This window comes from Aureivirga sp. CE67 (assembly GCF_015767245.1).
Lineage (GTDB): Bacteria > Bacteroidota > Bacteroidia > Flavobacteriales > Flavobacteriaceae > Aureivirga.
On the sequence record NZ_JADOTV010000004.1, the window covers coordinates 1 to 15,022 of the forward strand.

Here is a 15,022-nt window from a genome sequence, read left to right on the forward strand (position 1 = left end):
TAAACCTGCTCGAGTTCCTGCTTTTCTTCGAGGATCTTCTATTTTTGATAAATGGTCAAATAAGGACAATAGTTCTTCTTTTTTGCGAATATAATAAATAATTAAACAAACGTGACAGCCCTGCTCTTGAGAGGGGTTAGGGGTGTGTTAATATTAAATTGCTGAAAATCACACTAAAAAATAACAAACAAACATTTAAAGAATAAATATTTGAATTAGACATAAAAAGAAAACCACAGCTAAAAACTGTGGTTTTTTTACTAACTCAATTTCAAAAATTAACTCTCACTTTTTATTTCTCTACTGGAGTAGCTGGTCTTAGCTTTTCCGCTTTTTTATGTTTGCGGATTTTCTCCATTTTTTTATGTTTTTTAATTTTTGCAGCTTTATGTTTTCTTTCTTTAAACATTTTTTTCTTTACTTTTTTCCACTGCTCGAATTGCTCTTGAGAAAGAATATCTTTCATTTCATTTTGTATAGCAATTTGTTTATCCAACTTTGTGTTGATCAATTCAAATTTTTGATCATCTGTAAGCTTGATACCTTTTGCTTTGTTTTCTTTCCACTTCGCTTTGTTTTCAGCTCTTTCGTGTGCAAGATCCGTGTTGATTTTTAATATTTTGTCTTGCTGACTTTTATTTAAGTCCAAAGCAAGAGTCATTTTTTTAGTTTTAATAATAGCTTGTTGCTCTGGAGTAAAATCCGCTTTTTTGTGTTTATGATGAGGTTTCTTGTCCTGTGCGCTTACTGTTACCGTAACAAGTAAAACGATTATTGCGATTAATTTCTTCATTTTATTCTTATTTAAAGTTTTCTGATTCTATGACCCTATGAAATTAAAAAGGTTTAAATTTGGTTTGATTTTAATATAACTTTAAGAAATCCTATAAATGAAAAAGGCATTATTTTTTTTGTTGTTTTTGGTAACTTTTTCTGTTTTTTCTCAAGAAATAAAAACAGATTTAAGTAGCCCGAGAGCCACTGTTTATAACCATTTACATTATTTACAACCAGAAAATTTTAACGAAGCACAAGCTTCAAAATCTTTTTTGTTAGAAGATTTAAAGAAGGCTGGAGAAAAAGCTGTTAAACTTCAAAAAATTATTGAAGGAAGAGGTTTGCATGTAGACATTCAGAAGATTCCGAACGATGCAAATCATAAAGATACGATTGGGTATAATGTAAAAAATTCCTACACACTTTTTCCTGTTCGAATGCCAGAAATTGGCGTAGAAAAAGTAGATGGAAAATGGTATTATTCCAAAGAAACTATCAATAGTATCGATAAATTATATGACGAAGTTTATCCATGGTATATTGCTTCTGTGCAAAAATTTATTCCTGCAAAATTCGGAAATAAAAAGATTCTTGGCTTAGAACTTTGGCAACATACAATTGGAGGAATACTAACTGTTTTTATCATTTTATTCTATTTTATTTTTAAGAGAATTGCTTATTTATTACTGAGAAAAGGACAAGTTCTTTTAGCCAAAAAAATAAAAGTGCAAGCAAATGATATCTTATTAAAGATTGCTAGAAGTTTTACTTTAATCATGATTATCATTATTTTGAAAAAAGTAATTCCTTCTATACAATTAGCTTTTTCGGTAAACTCGATTCTGTTTATGATTTTGAATATTACAGAAACAGTTTTCTGGATTTATGCTTTCCTGAAAATTGTAAAATACGGAATGTGTGTTTATGAACAAGCAACCTTAGAAAGTAAAAGTAAATTAGATGATCAGTTAGTTCCGATTTTAAATAAATTCTTAAAAGGAATTGTAATTTTTGTTGGAGGTTTAAATCTTTTAACGGTTTTTGGAATTAGTCTTACTACGGTACTTGGAGCTGCTTCTATTGGAGGTCTTGCTTTTGCATTTGCCTCTCAAGATACGGTGAAAAACCTGATAGGTACTTTTATGATTTTCTTGGATAAACCTTTCCAGATTGGTGATTGGATTGAAACAGATGGTGTTGTTGGTAGAGTAGAAGAGGTAGGTTTTCGTTCTTCAAGAATTCGTGCGGCAGATGCTTCTATATTTCAAATTCCGAATAGTAGATTATCGGAAATGATTGTGCAGAATAATAAATTATTGAAAAATTTAAGACGTTACCAAACAGAATTAGGAGTTCGATATGATACACCACCAAAATTATTAGAATCTTTTATTGAAGGAATTCGAGAAATAGCAAGAAAACAAGAAAACGTTCATGATAAATTAATCAATATTGAATTTTCAGGTTTTGGAGATTCTGCATTATTGATTTTGGTAAATGTGTATTTTCACAAAACAGATTGGGGAGAAGTAGAAGCAGAAAAACATGAGTTTCATTTAGCTATTTTGAATTTAGCAAATAACATGGGAGTAGAATTCGCATTTAACTCAACAACATTAATGATTGAACAATTTCCAGAAAAACAAAGCATGTTACCACACTACAAAAGTTTAGCTGAAGTAGAAGAAATCAAAAGAAAAACTTTAGATAAAGAATTAGTAGAATAATAAAATATATAATCAAAACCTGGCGCACTTTTGTAAAGTGTGCCCATTGTTTCTAGAATTTGTGTGGTCACGAGTTACAAACTCGCGCCAGCGATCATCAAAAATCGATAAATAAAACTAGGACTTAACAGCCCTGCCTCTTGAGAGAGGTTAGGGTGTTTTGAAATCTTAAGTTTTTAAAAATAAGAGGATAATATTTTATAAAGCACAAAAAAAAAGCTTCCAATTAGGAAGCTTTTTTATTTATAATTTTTTCAGAAATTAAACTGTAAAAAGAGCAGAAATTTTTTCTTTCTCTTCAGCAGCTAAATGTGCATCTACTAAAATTCTTCCACTGTGCTCATCGATGATGATTCTCTTTCTAGCTGCAATTTCAGCTTGACGTTGTGGTGGAATTGTAAAGAAAGATCCTGCAGAAGCTCCTCTTTCAATAGAAACTACAGCTAATCCGTTTTTCATTTTCGAACGAATTCTTTTATAAGCAGTTAAAAGCTTCTCGTCGATTAATTGGCTATACTCTTCAGATTTAGAAGCTAATACTTCTTCTTCTTTGTGAGTTTCTGCCATGATTCCATCTAATTCCGATTTTTTGTGGCTTAAATGGTCTTCTAATCTTTTAAGATCGCTTTCTGTTTTCTTAATTACTTCTTTCTTTTGTTCAATTTTCGCTTTGAACTCTTTAATTCTTTTTTGTGCTAATTCAATTTCCAATTCTTGAAACTCAGCCTCTTTAGTTAAAGAATCAAATTCGCGGTTATTACGAACATTTTTTTGTTGTTCTTTGTACTTTTTTACAAGAGCTTTCGATTCTTCAATAGCATTATTCTTATTGCTAATCTCCGTTTGGAAATCAGAAATATCTTCTTTGAATCTAGAAATTCTAGTGTTTAAACCAGTGATTTCATCTTCCAAATCTTCTATTTCTAAAGGAAGTTCTCCACGCATGTTTTTAATTTCATCAATTCTTGAATCAATTAATTGTAAATCATATAGCGCTCTTAATTTTTCCTCAACCGTTACTTCTTTCGTTTTAGCCATGTTTATATATAATAAATTGGATTTGTATTTATATCTGATAAGACAACTGCAAAATTAGGAATTTTTTTTGTAAGATATTCAACTAAAAGGTTTTTTGTGAACTGTTCACTCTCAAAATGTCCAATATCGGCAATTAAAATGCTGTTTTCGGCCTTAAAAAACTCGTGATATTTAAAATCTGCCGAAACATATGCGTCTGCTTTTGCTCTTTTTGCAGCATCTACAGCAAAACTTCCTGCTCCTCCAAGAACTGCTACTCTTTTGATTTTCTTTCCTCTAAGTTTTGTATGACGAACACAAGCAGTGTGCATTTTTTCTTTTAGATAAATCAAAAACTCCATTTCATCCATTTCTTCTTGTAATTCTCCGACCATACCCATTCCGATATGTTGGTGAAGATTTTCTAAAGAAATAATTTCATAAGCTACTTCTTCATATACATGACTTTTTTTCAAAGCTTTGATAATTTTTCCTTCCAAATGCTTTTCAAAAGTTACAGAAATCAAAGTTTCTTTCTCTGTATGTTGTTTTCCTTTCTCTCCAATCTTCGGATTTGAGTTCTCATTTCCTTTAAAAGTTCCTTCTCCATCCATGTTGAAACTACAACAATCATAATTTCCAATTGCTCCAGCTCCAGCATTAAACATCGCATTTCTTACTTTTTCTGCATTTTCAATTGGTGCATATGTTGTAAGTTTTTTGATGGTATTTTTTTGTGGAATTAAGATTTCAGGATTTTGAATTCCGATTACTTCACACATTTTTGCACTTACACCAACAAAAGAATTGTCAAGAGCTGTGTGCATAGAATAAATAGCAATATTGTTTTGAATTGCTTTAATTACCACTCTTTCTACATAATTTTTTCCGTTTAATTTTTTTAAACCAGAAAAAACAATTGGATGAAAACTAACAATTAGATTACAGTTTTTTTCAATTGCTTCGTCCACAACATCTTCTAAAGTATCCAAAGTCACTAAAACTCCAGAAACTTCGGTGTCATAAGAACCAACTAATAAACCTACATTGTCAAAACCTTCTGCGTATGGAAGAGGTGCAATTTCTTCAATAATATTCGTAATTTCTCTTATCGTCATATAACTAATTTTGAAAATCAAATGTAAACTAAAATTACAAAAGATATCTTAGAGCTTGTTTAAATTTATATCAAAAAGTTTTATACACTTCTTAAAAATTCTTTTTTATCTTTTTTTTCGACCATAGCGATGCTATGAACTCTAAAAAAGCTTTCAAAATAGTTTTTTAATAAGCTACAAAACAATTCTGATACAATTTTTAAACAAGCTCTTAACGCTTTCCGTTATTTTGGACTTATTTTTAAATGAATGATTTAAAAAAGAGGAAATTTTGAAAATATTATGAAATGCCGAAAAATGACTGTTCAAAAACAGCCATTTATTCCTAGTATTAAAAATACCAGAGCATATTAAACGTAATTTTTATTCTTCATGAATTTCTTTGTTTAAATTGTTTTGAGATTTAAGATCTAAAAGAATAATTCCGATTCTGGCAATCAAGAAAATTACCAACCCAAAAGTAGGAGCAACCAAAGAAACTTTCAGTCCGCCAGCTAAAATGGAAGTCGATACTTTTCCGACTTTGTCAATAGTGTCAAAAGCCGAAATTAGTCCTAAAAGTTGTCCAAGAAATCCCCAAACAATAGCGAAAGTTCCAAGATTTGAGATTAAACTTCTATTTTTTTGTGTTTTTCCTTTAGGATTTACAAAGCTTTTTACAATTAAAATAATAATTAAGATCAGAATAATTAAAGCTGGATACATGAAAATTGGCCCGCCTACTTCTAAAAAATTTAATATCATGACTTTTTTATTTTTTGATTTCTATTTCAAAAGTAGCTGTCAGTTTCATATTTTTTTTGAAAATGCGACCAACAACCTTTTTTCAACGGATTTTAACAGAAAAAATACTTTGAAACACAAAAACATGGAAAATACGTCAAACTGAAGAAGTTTTCTGTATTTCATCGAAAAATTTACTTTGCAAAAAATAAAATTCAGAACTTGCTAGAATGAAAATTCTAGCAAATAAATTATATTCTTCCATTTTCGGACATCTTCTTTTTTGGATAGCTGTCTATCTTTTTTATGTTTATTTTTTTAGTTACAATGCTTCGGATACAAATTATATTGTTTGGTTTTCAGGTTTTTTATTACCAATTACGATGCTGACAACTTATTTTGTGATTTACTTTTTGATTCCGAAATATTTAATCCTAAAGAAGTATTTCAAATTTGCTTTATATAGTTTATACACACTGATAATTTCTGCATATCTGATTATTTTAAGTATTTATTTTTCACTGATTTTTCTTTCTAATTTAAATATCGGAGCGATGCCACCAATGAGTAAAAATTATATTTTTATTCTGATTTTGGTTTATTTAATTGTTTTTTTCTCAAGTACATTAAAGCTTTTTCAGATTCAGTTTCAAACAACTTCTGAGCATGAAAAATTGAAATCAGAGATGTTAGAAAAAAGTCTTCATTTTAAAGAACAAGAAATGAATTATTTGAAAAAACAGATTCATCCACATTTTATGTTTAATGCTTTAAATGTGATTTATGGTTTTGCTTTAAAACAAGATTTGAAAACTCCTGAAATCATTCTGAAATTCTCAGATTTGTTGGATTACATTTTGTATCAAGTGGATCAAAAAGAAGTTTCGATAGAAAAAGAAATCAGACATATTGAAAATTATATTTTTTTAGAAAAAATGCGTTTTCAAGAGCAGTTGGAAGTTCGTTTTGAAAAAGAAATAGAAAACCCAGATTTTCCGATTCCACCTATGTTGCTTTTACCTTTTATTGAAAATAGCTTTAAGCATGGAAAGTTTGTAAACGGAATTTTAAACATAGAAATATTTTTAAAACTAAAAGAAAATAAATTGTCTTTTCAGATTCGAAATAATCGAAATGTTATACAAAATGAAACTACTGGAATTGGACTTCAAAATATTGAAAAAAGACTAGAACTTTTATACCCTAAACAACATTCTCTGGATATTTTTAAAAATGAAAATATTTTTGAGGTGAATTTAAATTTAAAAACGATTTATGAAAAAGCTTAATTGTATTATAGTTGATGACGAACCGATTGCAAGAGAAATTATTCAAACTTATTTATCGAAATTTCCAGATATAGAATTAATTGCGTCTTGTAATAGTGCGATGGAGGCTTTTCCGATTTTGCAAGAAAAAGAAATTGATTTATTGTTTTTGGATATTCAAATGCCTGAAGTTACAGGTTTGTCTTTTGCTAAACTTTTGAAAGGAAATGTAAAAATTATTTTCACAACTGCTTATAGAGAATATGCACTTGATGGTTTTGACTTGCAAGCCGTAGATTATTTGCTAAAACCAATTTCTTTTGAACGTTTTATGCAAGCAATTCAGAAAGTACAGAAAACATTTTCGGAGAAAAAATCCAATTCCGAAAAAGAAAGAAAACAAAATGTTTTGGATAATTCTATTTTTGTTCGAGTTGACAGAAAAATGCAAAAAGTAGCTTTGGATTCTATTTTATATGTAGAAAGTTTGAGTGATTATATAAAAATTCATTGTGAAAATCAGGTTTTAGTTACGAGAGATACCATGAAAAATGTAGAATCTAAACTTCCAAAACATCTTTTTTTGAAAGTCCATCGTTCCTTTATTATTTCTATTTCTAAAATTGATTCTTACACCAAAGAATATTTAGAAATTAATCAAAAAGCAATTCCAATTAGTAGAAATATGCGAAATGAGGTATTAAGTATTTTAGAGTATTAGGTTTAAATAAAGTGTTGAAATTCACAAAATATTAGAATAAGTTAAATTATTAACAAATAAAACTATATTTGCCACTGAATAATTTTAAAATATAGATTAACAATGAGTAATTTTAAAACAATTATTTTAAGTCTTACAATTGTAGCAGTTTCATTAATTTTTATGAGTAGTAAGAAAGGAACGATTACGCCAACTGTGGAGTACAAACAAATTACGGTGGTAGAATCGATTGTTCCTATGGGGTTAGGTAGATCAAGAATTATCGAACACCAAGAAATTACAGATTATACTCCTTTTACTACAAAAAGAACTTCTGACGGAAAAATCAAAAGTAGCAAGAAAAGAAAGGATGCTAAGATTGATAATTTAGACGAAACTTTATTATTAAATTTTTACAGTGGGGTAGGAATTAATTTTCAAAACATTGCTTCAAACGATGCTTTAATTTCTTCAAAAATCAATGAAATGGTAAAAGAAGGATGGGAAATTGCTTTTGTAAATAGTGGTGTAGAGAGTGATTCTGGTGATAATGACGGAAAAGGAATTTTTATCACAAGATATATTTTTAAGAGAACGATTTAATCATTTTTCATCTGATTATATTTTAAAAGTCCAAAGAGTTTATTCTTTGGGCTTTTTTGGTTTAAAATTTAAAGTTTAATTTCTTCTTTTGGTCTTATTTTTGTTTAAAAAGTCAAAAATTAACTGAAATAAAAATTAAAATGAAAATTGCACAAAAATTATTGTTTTTAATAGTAACCTCAATTTTACTTACTTCTTGTTATGCACCTCTTGCTGTGAGTAATTTGACACCTTTAGAAAAACAAGAAAAAAAATGGCATTTTGGAAAAGAAAAAGTAACTAATTCACACAGTGGAATATCTGTAGAATGTATGTTTCATAGAAGTATAGAAACAAAATTGTTTTTTGAAGTAGAAATCACGAATCAGAGCGATAGTACGATTTTGATTGATCCTTATGATTTTTATTATACTTCTTATACAAAAGATACGCTGACTTTGATACAATTTGTACATGCTAATGATCCAGAATTAGAGCTATTGAAAATTGATAAAGCACTTTCTATAAATTCAGCTAAAGCGAAAAATAATAACTCAGCAGATTTGTTGAATTCTACAATGCATTTGGCTGCTGATGTTGCAGAATTGACTTCGGATAAAAATATGTCAAGAACTAAAAGAAGTCTTTCAAACCAAAAACAAAGTATAGATAATAAACGTGTTTATTTTGCTAATAAAAATATGAGTTTAAATGATCAACGAAATTTTTGGGAAAATAATTTAATCAGAAAAACAGAGCTTCCTCCAGGATATACTTTAAAAGGTTTGGTAGTTTTTAAGAGAAGTCCGAAAGCTAAATTCTACGGATTTAATTTTAAAATAGAAGATAAAACTTATGAGTTTGATTATACACAAGAAATGATTTACCCATAAAAAAAGAAAACATAAAGCTATTTGATTTTTTGAATAGCTTTATGTTTTTATCAAATTTAAAGGTTTTTATAAGAAAGAATCTTTAAAACTTTTTTGAATTCTTATTCTTTCATTGCATTCTTCTTGATTAAGGAATCAGGGATTGAGAAAATAGGTACATCTGTGTGGTTTACCATTTGCTTAGAAATACTGCTCGAAAAGATTTTTTCAATAATATTTTTCTTGTGAGAAAGCATTGCTACAATATTGATGTTTTCTTTCTCACAATATTTTTCTAAACCTTCCTCCATATTATTAGTATCAACAGTTTTGAAAGAAACATTCGCAAAATCTGTGTAATATTCATCTTTCCAGATATTATTCATGTCTGAAACATGATATTCTTCTTTGTCCGTATTGAAATGAATACAATGTACTTCTGCTTTGAAAGCATCGGCGAAATAAACTACTTCGTCTAAGGCTAGAGTATCTTCTTCTGTGTAATTTGTTGTAAAAACAATTTTCTGAATTTTATCTAAAAGCGTCGCTTCTTCAGGAATAGAAATTACAGGAATATCTAAAATATCCATGACACCAGTAGCGTTTGAACCTAAGAAAAGTTCTTTTAATCCAGTAGCACCTTTGGTACCCATTACTACAAAATCAGCTTTTTCACCTTCGGCTACACGTTTTACAGTAGGAACAATTTCTCCTTGAATTAATAATTTTGAAATAGGAATATGCTCTTTACCGTCTTTTTTTGCTATCTCATTTAGAATTTCAATAGACTTGTCGAAAGCTTCTTTTTCTTCTCGTTTTCTTTCTTCAAAGATTCCTTGTACAGTTACTCTCAAGCTAGAACCTCTCAGGTCTGGCTGGTCATAAACGTGTAAAAGAATTATCTCACCTTGAATTCTATTTGCTAACCTTAAAGCATAGATAAAAGCATTCTCTGCTATTTTCGAAAAATCAGTAGGGAAGAGTATTTTTTTCATAATATATAGTTCTTTATTCGATTGTTTAAATATAATTAATCAAAATAAGAGAATAGCTGATTTTTGTCATGTTGTATGTTTTCTTAATAAAATGATAACAATTTTCAATGTTTTTTAATGTTTTAATTAAGGGTTTTTATGATTTATTTTAATTGTTTAAATATTGTTTAGGTGATATAGTGGAGTTTCTTTTAATCTTTTAATAGATGAATTGTAAGTGAAATTGTTTCAAAAATGATTAATATGTGACTAGATAATATTCTATAATTAAAAATATAAAGTATTGGTTTGGTTTCTTAGGTAATTGGTATTGTAACAGATATAATCGATTATTAGCGTCTTTCGTTATTCATTCGAAGACGAGCGAGGCCCTCACGCCAACTAGATATATTCCTTGAAAATAAAAGAACGCTAGCATTTTCCATTTTTAATAAATCACAACTAATTCCAAGATCTTCTATAAATTTTAAATAATATGATATAAAACTATTATCATATAAGTATAAAGCAAAAGTATCTTTCGTTGTAGTAGGTGTTGTTTCTCCTAAAATATCATCTAAATTAGTAAATCTAATTTTAGCTTTATTTAATTTAAATAATTCAGCTATTTTTAAAATTACCTGCATACTCAAATAACCAACTTCAATTGTAAAATCGATTAAAATTTCATAGGTAATTTCCTCCATAAATTCTGATGTATCAGTAAAAATAATTTTTTGACTTAATTTTTTTTTCATTTCGGAACTTAAACCTGATACTTCATTATAATTTAAAGCTTTATACTCATTTGTATTCTTATCAATTAGAATCACACCTTTATCTAAAACTCTTGAATAGTTTTCATTAATTAATGGATAAAATAATCTATGATTGTAACAAAATAAATAACTTTTAGAAATTGTTTCAAATTTCTCATAATATATGAATTCACGATTAGGAAATAAATCTCTAACTATTGAATCATATAATTTCTCTGTTTTTATTCTTTTTTTCATTCTATTGGTTTTTTTACATCATAAAGCTTAGCTGTAATAGACATATAATTGATTCTTTGTGGAAGTTTTAAATATAATCTAGCTGGTAATCCCCCGCTAGCGCTCGAATTTTTTCGAGTGTCACACAACAGTACTACATAATATTTTAAGCATAAAAAACAGTACTTAAAATTAATAAAATACTAGTTTTGTTTTCTTGAAAAGCTGGTACGGTACTCGATACAATCGAGCGCTAGCGATTATTTATTCTTGCGCCATCTGGGGAGGGGATAAATATATTGAAGTAAAGTTGTAATCAATTCCTGATACTTGCTTTTCTTTTAGATAAAGAAAAAATTTCTCAGACAAATAGAACCTATTATTATAAGATATTATATCGTTCATATTCAAATTATTTATTAAAAACAAAGGACTTTGAATTACAATTTTTTCAAGAGCTCTCAAATCTAATTTTAAATCAGTAAATGCTGCTTTATTTTTTATTGTAACTTTCTTAATATCTTTAGTTAAAATATTTTTAACAGCCCACAAAGTGAGGTTATAATCAATCTCTAATTCAGCTTTGTCAAGATTACAATAAAAATAATCAAACACAGCCTTATTATCATCGAATAATTTTACTTTCCGTATTTTAAATAGGTTTTCAACGCCGTAAGAAATAAGTATTTTATAAAAATATTCACTTATCAATAAACCTCTGCTTTTGTCAAGACCCTCAGAAACTAAATCAGTTCTAGGAACTCCTTTTTTCAATTTAAAATTTTCAACTACATCTTGTAAAACACTACTATAGTTTAGAATTTCCACCTGAGGATATTTTTCTCCGATTAACTCGACTAGTTTATAATACTTAATCATAGCAATAATATATAAATTTAAAAAGCAGCATTTTTTAGTCTAAAATGCTGCTTTTTAATTGTTTTTTGATTTATTCAATCGTAACAACTTTCAGTTTTTTGTTGTCAATTCTAGTTTTTAGCCAATCTCTAAGTTTGATTTCTTTCGTTTCTAAATTCGTTACATTTTTATGCCATTTGATAGAAATCACAGGGAAAGTATCCACATGTTGAAAGTTCGACTGAATCACTTTTGAATAAGAAATTTCATCCAAACCTTCATAGTTGATTTTCGCTTCTTTACTAATTTGACTAAAAGGAAACTCTTGTGCTCGATATACTTTAAGTTCCTTTCTCAGTTCTTTAATTTTATTTTCTTTAGCTCGAATTTCTTCATCTCTTGTAGAAATAATTTTCTGATTTTGTTTATACAAATCGGTCAAATTTTCTACCTGCTTACGAATATCCGAGTTATCTTCTCCTTGTCTAAAATTTAGCTTCACACCATGTAAACCACGATTTTCCAAAGCTTTTTCCCATCTTTCTTGCTCTTCTTCTGTGATGATTTTACCAAGAATCGCTAAGTTTATTTCTTTATTTGTGTAATCAATACTTTTTTCATCTTCTCCTAAAATATTGATTCCATCACTTTTTAATTCTTTGATAAAAGCCATCGCGCTTTGTTTGAATTTATTTTCAACTAATAATTCGTAGAACAAATAAATACTAAAAGAAAAAACCACAATTGCTACAATCGAAGCAGTTTGTGCAATCATTTTTCTCTTAGAAGAATTGAAATAACGAACTACTGGGAAATTCAAGAACTTAATCGTTACGAAAGTTGCTAAAGCAATGAAAATTGTATTAATCATGAACAAGAACATCGCTCCTCCAAAATATGCAAAATTCCAAGTTGCTAAACCATAACCTGCCGTACAAAGTGGCGGCATTAAGGCTGTAGCAATCGCGATTCCTGCAATAGTATTTGTTAACTCTTTATGTCTTGTCAATGCAATAATCAATGCCAAACCTCCGGCTATTGCAATAAATACATCACGAACATCTGGTTTTGTTCTTGCCAAAATTTCAGGAGTTTCTTCTTGGAAAATCGGGAAACTGAAAAGTAAAAATGAAGTTACCAAACTCAGTCCGATCATCACTCCCAAATTGGTCATCGAGCGTTTTAAAGTATCAATATCATTAATAGCAAGCGAAAGTCCAACTCCGACAATCGGTCCCATTAAAGGGGAAACAAGCATGGCTCCAATCACAACTGCGGTAGAACTTACGTTTAGACCAATCGAGGCAATCAGGATAGACATAATCAAAATCCAGGCTGTGTGACCTTTCATTGAAATGTTTCCTTTAATATCTTCAATGGTTCTTTCTCGGTTCGTACCTTCTCGAATGTCCAGAAGTTCTATTAAAAATTGTTTTACACTTGCCCATAAACCTTTAAAGTCGTTTTTAACATCCGAGGCAGAAACTTTTTCTTTTTCGGTCGTATTTTCATCATTATTTGTTTGACTTTCAGAGTTGGTAGTGTCTTTTGGTTTTTCGTTCTCTGCTTTATTATTTTGCTTATTGTTTTCTCCAGAATTCCCGTTATCAGGATTTTGGTTAGGATCGTCTATGTTTTGATTATCTTCCATATTACTTTTTTGCCTATGCTCTAAGGCTTTAAAAATATATATTTTTTTGTGTTATTCACATTTTTTTAAAAATAAAAGTAAAATTAGCAATGTTTTTTGATTATGGAATTCTGTTAATATTGTTTTTTTGTTTAAAAATTGAAAAGAAATGTAAAATTTATTGATTGGAAGCAAACCGAAATTCTTGCGAAAGAGATTGGAGTGGATAGCTTTTGTTTTTTCAGAAATTTAGAAAATCTTTAAAAACGGAGGCGACCTTAGAAGCCCACGGATTTTTTTAGATTTCTTTTTCTGAAAAACAAAACTAGGAACGAAAAGCTCGACCCTGTTCCCGAAGCGGAGTCGGAGGGCAGGGATTCGCCCAAATAATATTAAAAAATAAAATGCTTCCCCATTTCTGAGAAAGCATTTTAAAACTACATTAATAAACTTACTTTATGTTAAAAAATTATGATTGCAATTTGTTTATTGCTTTTTGAATTTTTTCTTTTTCTTCTTTAGAAGCGTATTTCAATGCTTTTTTATAATATTTTAAAGCATTTTTGTTGTCTTCAATTTTTGTGTATCCCCAAGCTACAGCATTATATGCACTAGCGTTTTTAGGATAATTTTTGATTCCAACTTTTAGAGCATCCATACCTTCTTTGTTGTTTTTCTTTAAAAACTCGTAGTATGCAAATCTTGTTAAATCGTTAACAGTTGCTAAAGAAAATGCTTTTTCTTTCTCTGTTTTTGCTTCTTCTGTTTTACCTAAAGTTTTTAATAATTTCGACTTTAAAAGTGTGTTCGAAAAGTTTTCTTGATTTCTGATCGATCTGTTTACCCATTCTAAAGCTTGGTCTAAATTCACATTGTTATCATAACAATATTCTGCTGCTTTATAAGGTCCAGTCCATCCCCACCAAGGTCTGCTGTTCAGTTGTTTTCTGAAAGATTCAACAGCAAGTTTGTCCGTATCTGCCTCGATTTTGAATGAAACTTCTGTAGTTTCCCAAGACATGTTTAAAACAGCGCTGTTTTTCTGAACATCTGTAAAATCATAAGTAACTTGTTCTGTAAATGGAATCTCTTTTGGACTCACTTTGAAACGAATTACATCTTTTCCTTCTTCATAAAAATAACTTCCCCATGCAGAATTTTCTTGGTTTAAAATCATTGTCCACTCATTTTCTGTAGGAATGATGTGTAGACCATATTTTCCCGCTGGAACCGTTTTTCCGTCAATTTTTACTTCTGTAGTGAAACTAATCGTTGTGTTTGCGTTAGCTCCAGCTCTCCATACTTGTCCGTAAGGGACTAATTTTCCAAAAATCTTTCTTCCTCTTACTGAAGGACGGCTATATTCTACATCAACTCCAGTAACTCCAACTGTTTGAAACACGGATGCTAACTGACTTTGTTGTGGAACTTCTACAGGAAATTCGAATTGTGCGTAAGTTTTAGCAGAACCGAAGAAAAGAAAAGCTGCTACTAAGGGTAAAAATTTAATCTTCATAATTTGGTTTTTATATTCAATTATTAGTCGATATGAGGAAGTCAAATTACAAAGAATGACTGCTAGAAATATTAATGTTTTGTTAAAATGTTAATGTTTTGATAATGAAGTTGTAATGATTGGTTCCTGTGTAGAGAATAACAAGTTCCCCTCTTGAGAGGGGCTAGGGGTGTGTTTAGTTAAAAACAAAATTCCATTCTAAAATTTGACCAAAATTATGTTCTATAAGTTAATAAAAAAAGAGCAACATTTCTGCTGCTCTTTC

General features: G+C 29.1%; 14 protein-coding genes. 5 read left to right on the plus strand and 9 right to left on the minus strand.

What is annotated here, in order from left to right; translation table 11 throughout:
• Nucleotides 1-292 precede the first annotated feature (292 nt).
• On the minus strand, nt 293-793 hold the full coding sequence (locus I0K12_RS07010; protein ID WP_196886542.1) for a hypothetical protein: 501 nt from the start codon (nt 791-793) through the stop codon (nt 293-295).
• Between the two features lie 97 nt (nt 794-890).
• On the opposite strand from I0K12_RS07010, the gene I0K12_RS07015 reads away from it, so the two are divergent.
• On the plus strand, nt 891-2,504 hold the full coding sequence (locus I0K12_RS07015) for a mechanosensitive ion channel family protein (protein ID WP_196886543.1): 1,614 nt from the start codon (nt 891-893) through the stop codon (nt 2,502-2,504).
• Between the two features lie 261 nt (nt 2,505-2,765).
• Here I0K12_RS07015 and I0K12_RS07020 read toward each other — a convergent pair whose 3' ends face one another.
• From I0K12_RS07020 to I0K12_RS07030, 3 genes are all read right to left on the minus strand, one after another.
• The gene (locus I0K12_RS07020; RefSeq protein WP_196886544.1) at nt 2,766-3,542 is read right to left on the minus strand and encodes a zinc ribbon domain-containing protein; all 777 of its coding nucleotides are present in this window, start codon (nt 3,540-3,542) and stop codon (nt 2,766-2,768) included.
• A gap of 2 nt (nt 3,543-3,544) precedes the next feature.
• On the minus strand, nt 3,545-4,639 hold the full coding sequence (locus I0K12_RS07025) for a Nif3-like dinuclear metal center hexameric protein (RefSeq protein ID WP_196886553.1): 1,095 nt from the start codon (nt 4,637-4,639) through the stop codon (nt 3,545-3,547).
• A 363-nt stretch (nt 4,640-5,002) separates the two neighbouring features.
• Entirely contained in the window at nt 5,003-5,383 is a 381-nt protein-coding gene (locus I0K12_RS07030; protein ID WP_196886556.1) for a MotA/TolQ/ExbB proton channel family protein, read from the minus strand.
• 209 nt (nt 5,384-5,592) lie between these two features.
• Here I0K12_RS07030 and I0K12_RS07035 point away from each other — a divergent pair, with 209 nt between their 5' ends.
• The 4 genes from I0K12_RS07035 to I0K12_RS07050 all read left to right on the plus strand — a co-directional run bounded on the left by I0K12_RS07035 (nt 5,593) and on the right by I0K12_RS07050 (nt 8,805).
• Entirely contained in the window at nt 5,593-6,651 is a 1,059-nt protein-coding gene (locus tag I0K12_RS07035; RefSeq protein WP_196886557.1) for a sensor histidine kinase, read from the plus strand.
• The gene (locus I0K12_RS07040; protein ID WP_196886558.1) at nt 6,638-7,351 is read left to right on the plus strand and encodes a LytR/AlgR family response regulator transcription factor; all 714 of its coding nucleotides are present in this window, start codon (nt 6,638-6,640) and stop codon (nt 7,349-7,351) included. Before I0K12_RS07035 ends, I0K12_RS07040 begins: the two co-directional genes overlap by 14 nt.
• Nucleotides 7,352-7,453: 102 nt before the next feature.
• A complete protein-coding gene (locus I0K12_RS07045) occupies nt 7,454-7,933 on the plus strand; it encodes a hypothetical protein (protein ID WP_231372718.1) in 480 nt (159 codons plus the stop codon).
• Between the two features lie 140 nt (nt 7,934-8,073).
• Nucleotides 8,074-8,805: a hypothetical protein gene (locus I0K12_RS07050; protein ID WP_196886559.1), complete on the plus strand. Its 732-nt coding sequence runs from the start codon at nt 8,074-8,076 to the stop codon at nt 8,803-8,805.
• 101 nt (nt 8,806-8,906) lie between these two features.
• Here the strand turns inward: I0K12_RS07050 and I0K12_RS07055 are convergent, their stop codons facing one another.
• The 5 genes from I0K12_RS07055 to I0K12_RS07075 form a co-directional block, all read right to left on the minus strand.
• On the minus strand, nt 8,907-9,779 hold the full coding sequence (locus I0K12_RS07055; RefSeq protein WP_196886560.1) for a universal stress protein: 873 nt from the start codon (nt 9,777-9,779) through the stop codon (nt 8,907-8,909).
• A 332-nt stretch (nt 9,780-10,111) separates the two neighbouring features.
• Nucleotides 10,112-10,774 (minus strand): hypothetical protein, encoded by a 663-nt coding sequence (locus I0K12_RS07060; protein WP_196886562.1) that lies wholly within the window; start codon nt 10,772-10,774, stop codon nt 10,112-10,114.
• 243 nt (nt 10,775-11,017) lie between these two features.
• Entirely contained in the window at nt 11,018-11,527 is a 510-nt protein-coding gene (locus tag I0K12_RS07065) for a hypothetical protein (protein ID WP_196886564.1), read from the minus strand.
• A 175-nt stretch (nt 11,528-11,702) separates the two neighbouring features.
• The gene (locus I0K12_RS07070; protein WP_196886566.1) at nt 11,703-13,262 is read right to left on the minus strand and encodes a DUF389 domain-containing protein; all 1,560 of its coding nucleotides are present in this window, start codon (nt 13,260-13,262) and stop codon (nt 11,703-11,705) included.
• Nucleotides 13,263-13,710: 448 nt separating this feature from the next.
• Nucleotides 13,711-14,757 carry a DUF2911 domain-containing protein gene (locus I0K12_RS07075; RefSeq protein ID WP_196886568.1) on the minus strand — a complete coding sequence of 349 codons (1,047 nt, stop codon included), beginning with the start codon at nt 14,755-14,757 and terminating at the stop codon, nt 13,711-13,713.
• Nucleotides 14,758-15,022 lie beyond the last annotated feature (265 nt).

Coding starts and splice junctions, on each gene's coding strand:
- I0K12_RS07010 (WP_196886542.1), bottom strand. CDS start 793: ATGAAGAAATTAATCGCAATAATCGTTTTACTTGTTACGGTAACAGTA.
- I0K12_RS07015 (WP_196886543.1), top strand. CDS start 891: ATGAAAAAGGCATTATTTTTTTTGTTGTTTTTGGTAACTTTTTCTGTT.
- I0K12_RS07020 (WP_196886544.1), bottom strand. CDS start 3,542: ATGGCTAAAACGAAAGAAGTAACGGTTGAGGAAAAATTAAGAGCGCTA.
- I0K12_RS07025 (WP_196886553.1), bottom strand. CDS start 4,639: ATGACGATAAGAGAAATTACGAATATTATTGAAGAAATTGCACCTCTT.
- I0K12_RS07030 (WP_196886556.1), bottom strand. CDS start 5,383: ATGATATTAAATTTTTTAGAAGTAGGCGGGCCAATTTTCATGTATCCA.
- I0K12_RS07035 (WP_196886557.1), top strand. CDS start 5,593: ATGAAAATTCTAGCAAATAAATTATATTCTTCCATTTTCGGACATCTT.
- I0K12_RS07040 (WP_196886558.1), top strand. CDS start 6,638: ATGAAAAAGCTTAATTGTATTATAGTTGATGACGAACCGATTGCAAGA.
- I0K12_RS07045 (WP_231372718.1), top strand. CDS start 7,454: ATGAGTAATTTTAAAACAATTATTTTAAGTCTTACAATTGTAGCAGTT.
- I0K12_RS07050 (WP_196886559.1), top strand. CDS start 8,074: ATGAAAATTGCACAAAAATTATTGTTTTTAATAGTAACCTCAATTTTA.
- I0K12_RS07055 (WP_196886560.1), bottom strand. CDS start 9,779: ATGAAAAAAATACTCTTCCCTACTGATTTTTCGAAAATAGCAGAGAAT.
- I0K12_RS07060 (WP_196886562.1), bottom strand. CDS start 10,774: ATGAAAAAAAGAATAAAAACAGAGAAATTATATGATTCAATAGTTAGA.
- I0K12_RS07070 (WP_196886566.1), bottom strand. CDS start 13,262: ATGGAAGATAATCAAAACATAGACGATCCTAACCAAAATCCTGATAAC.
- I0K12_RS07075 (WP_196886568.1), bottom strand. CDS start 14,757: ATGAAGATTAAATTTTTACCCTTAGTAGCAGCTTTTCTTTTCTTCGGT.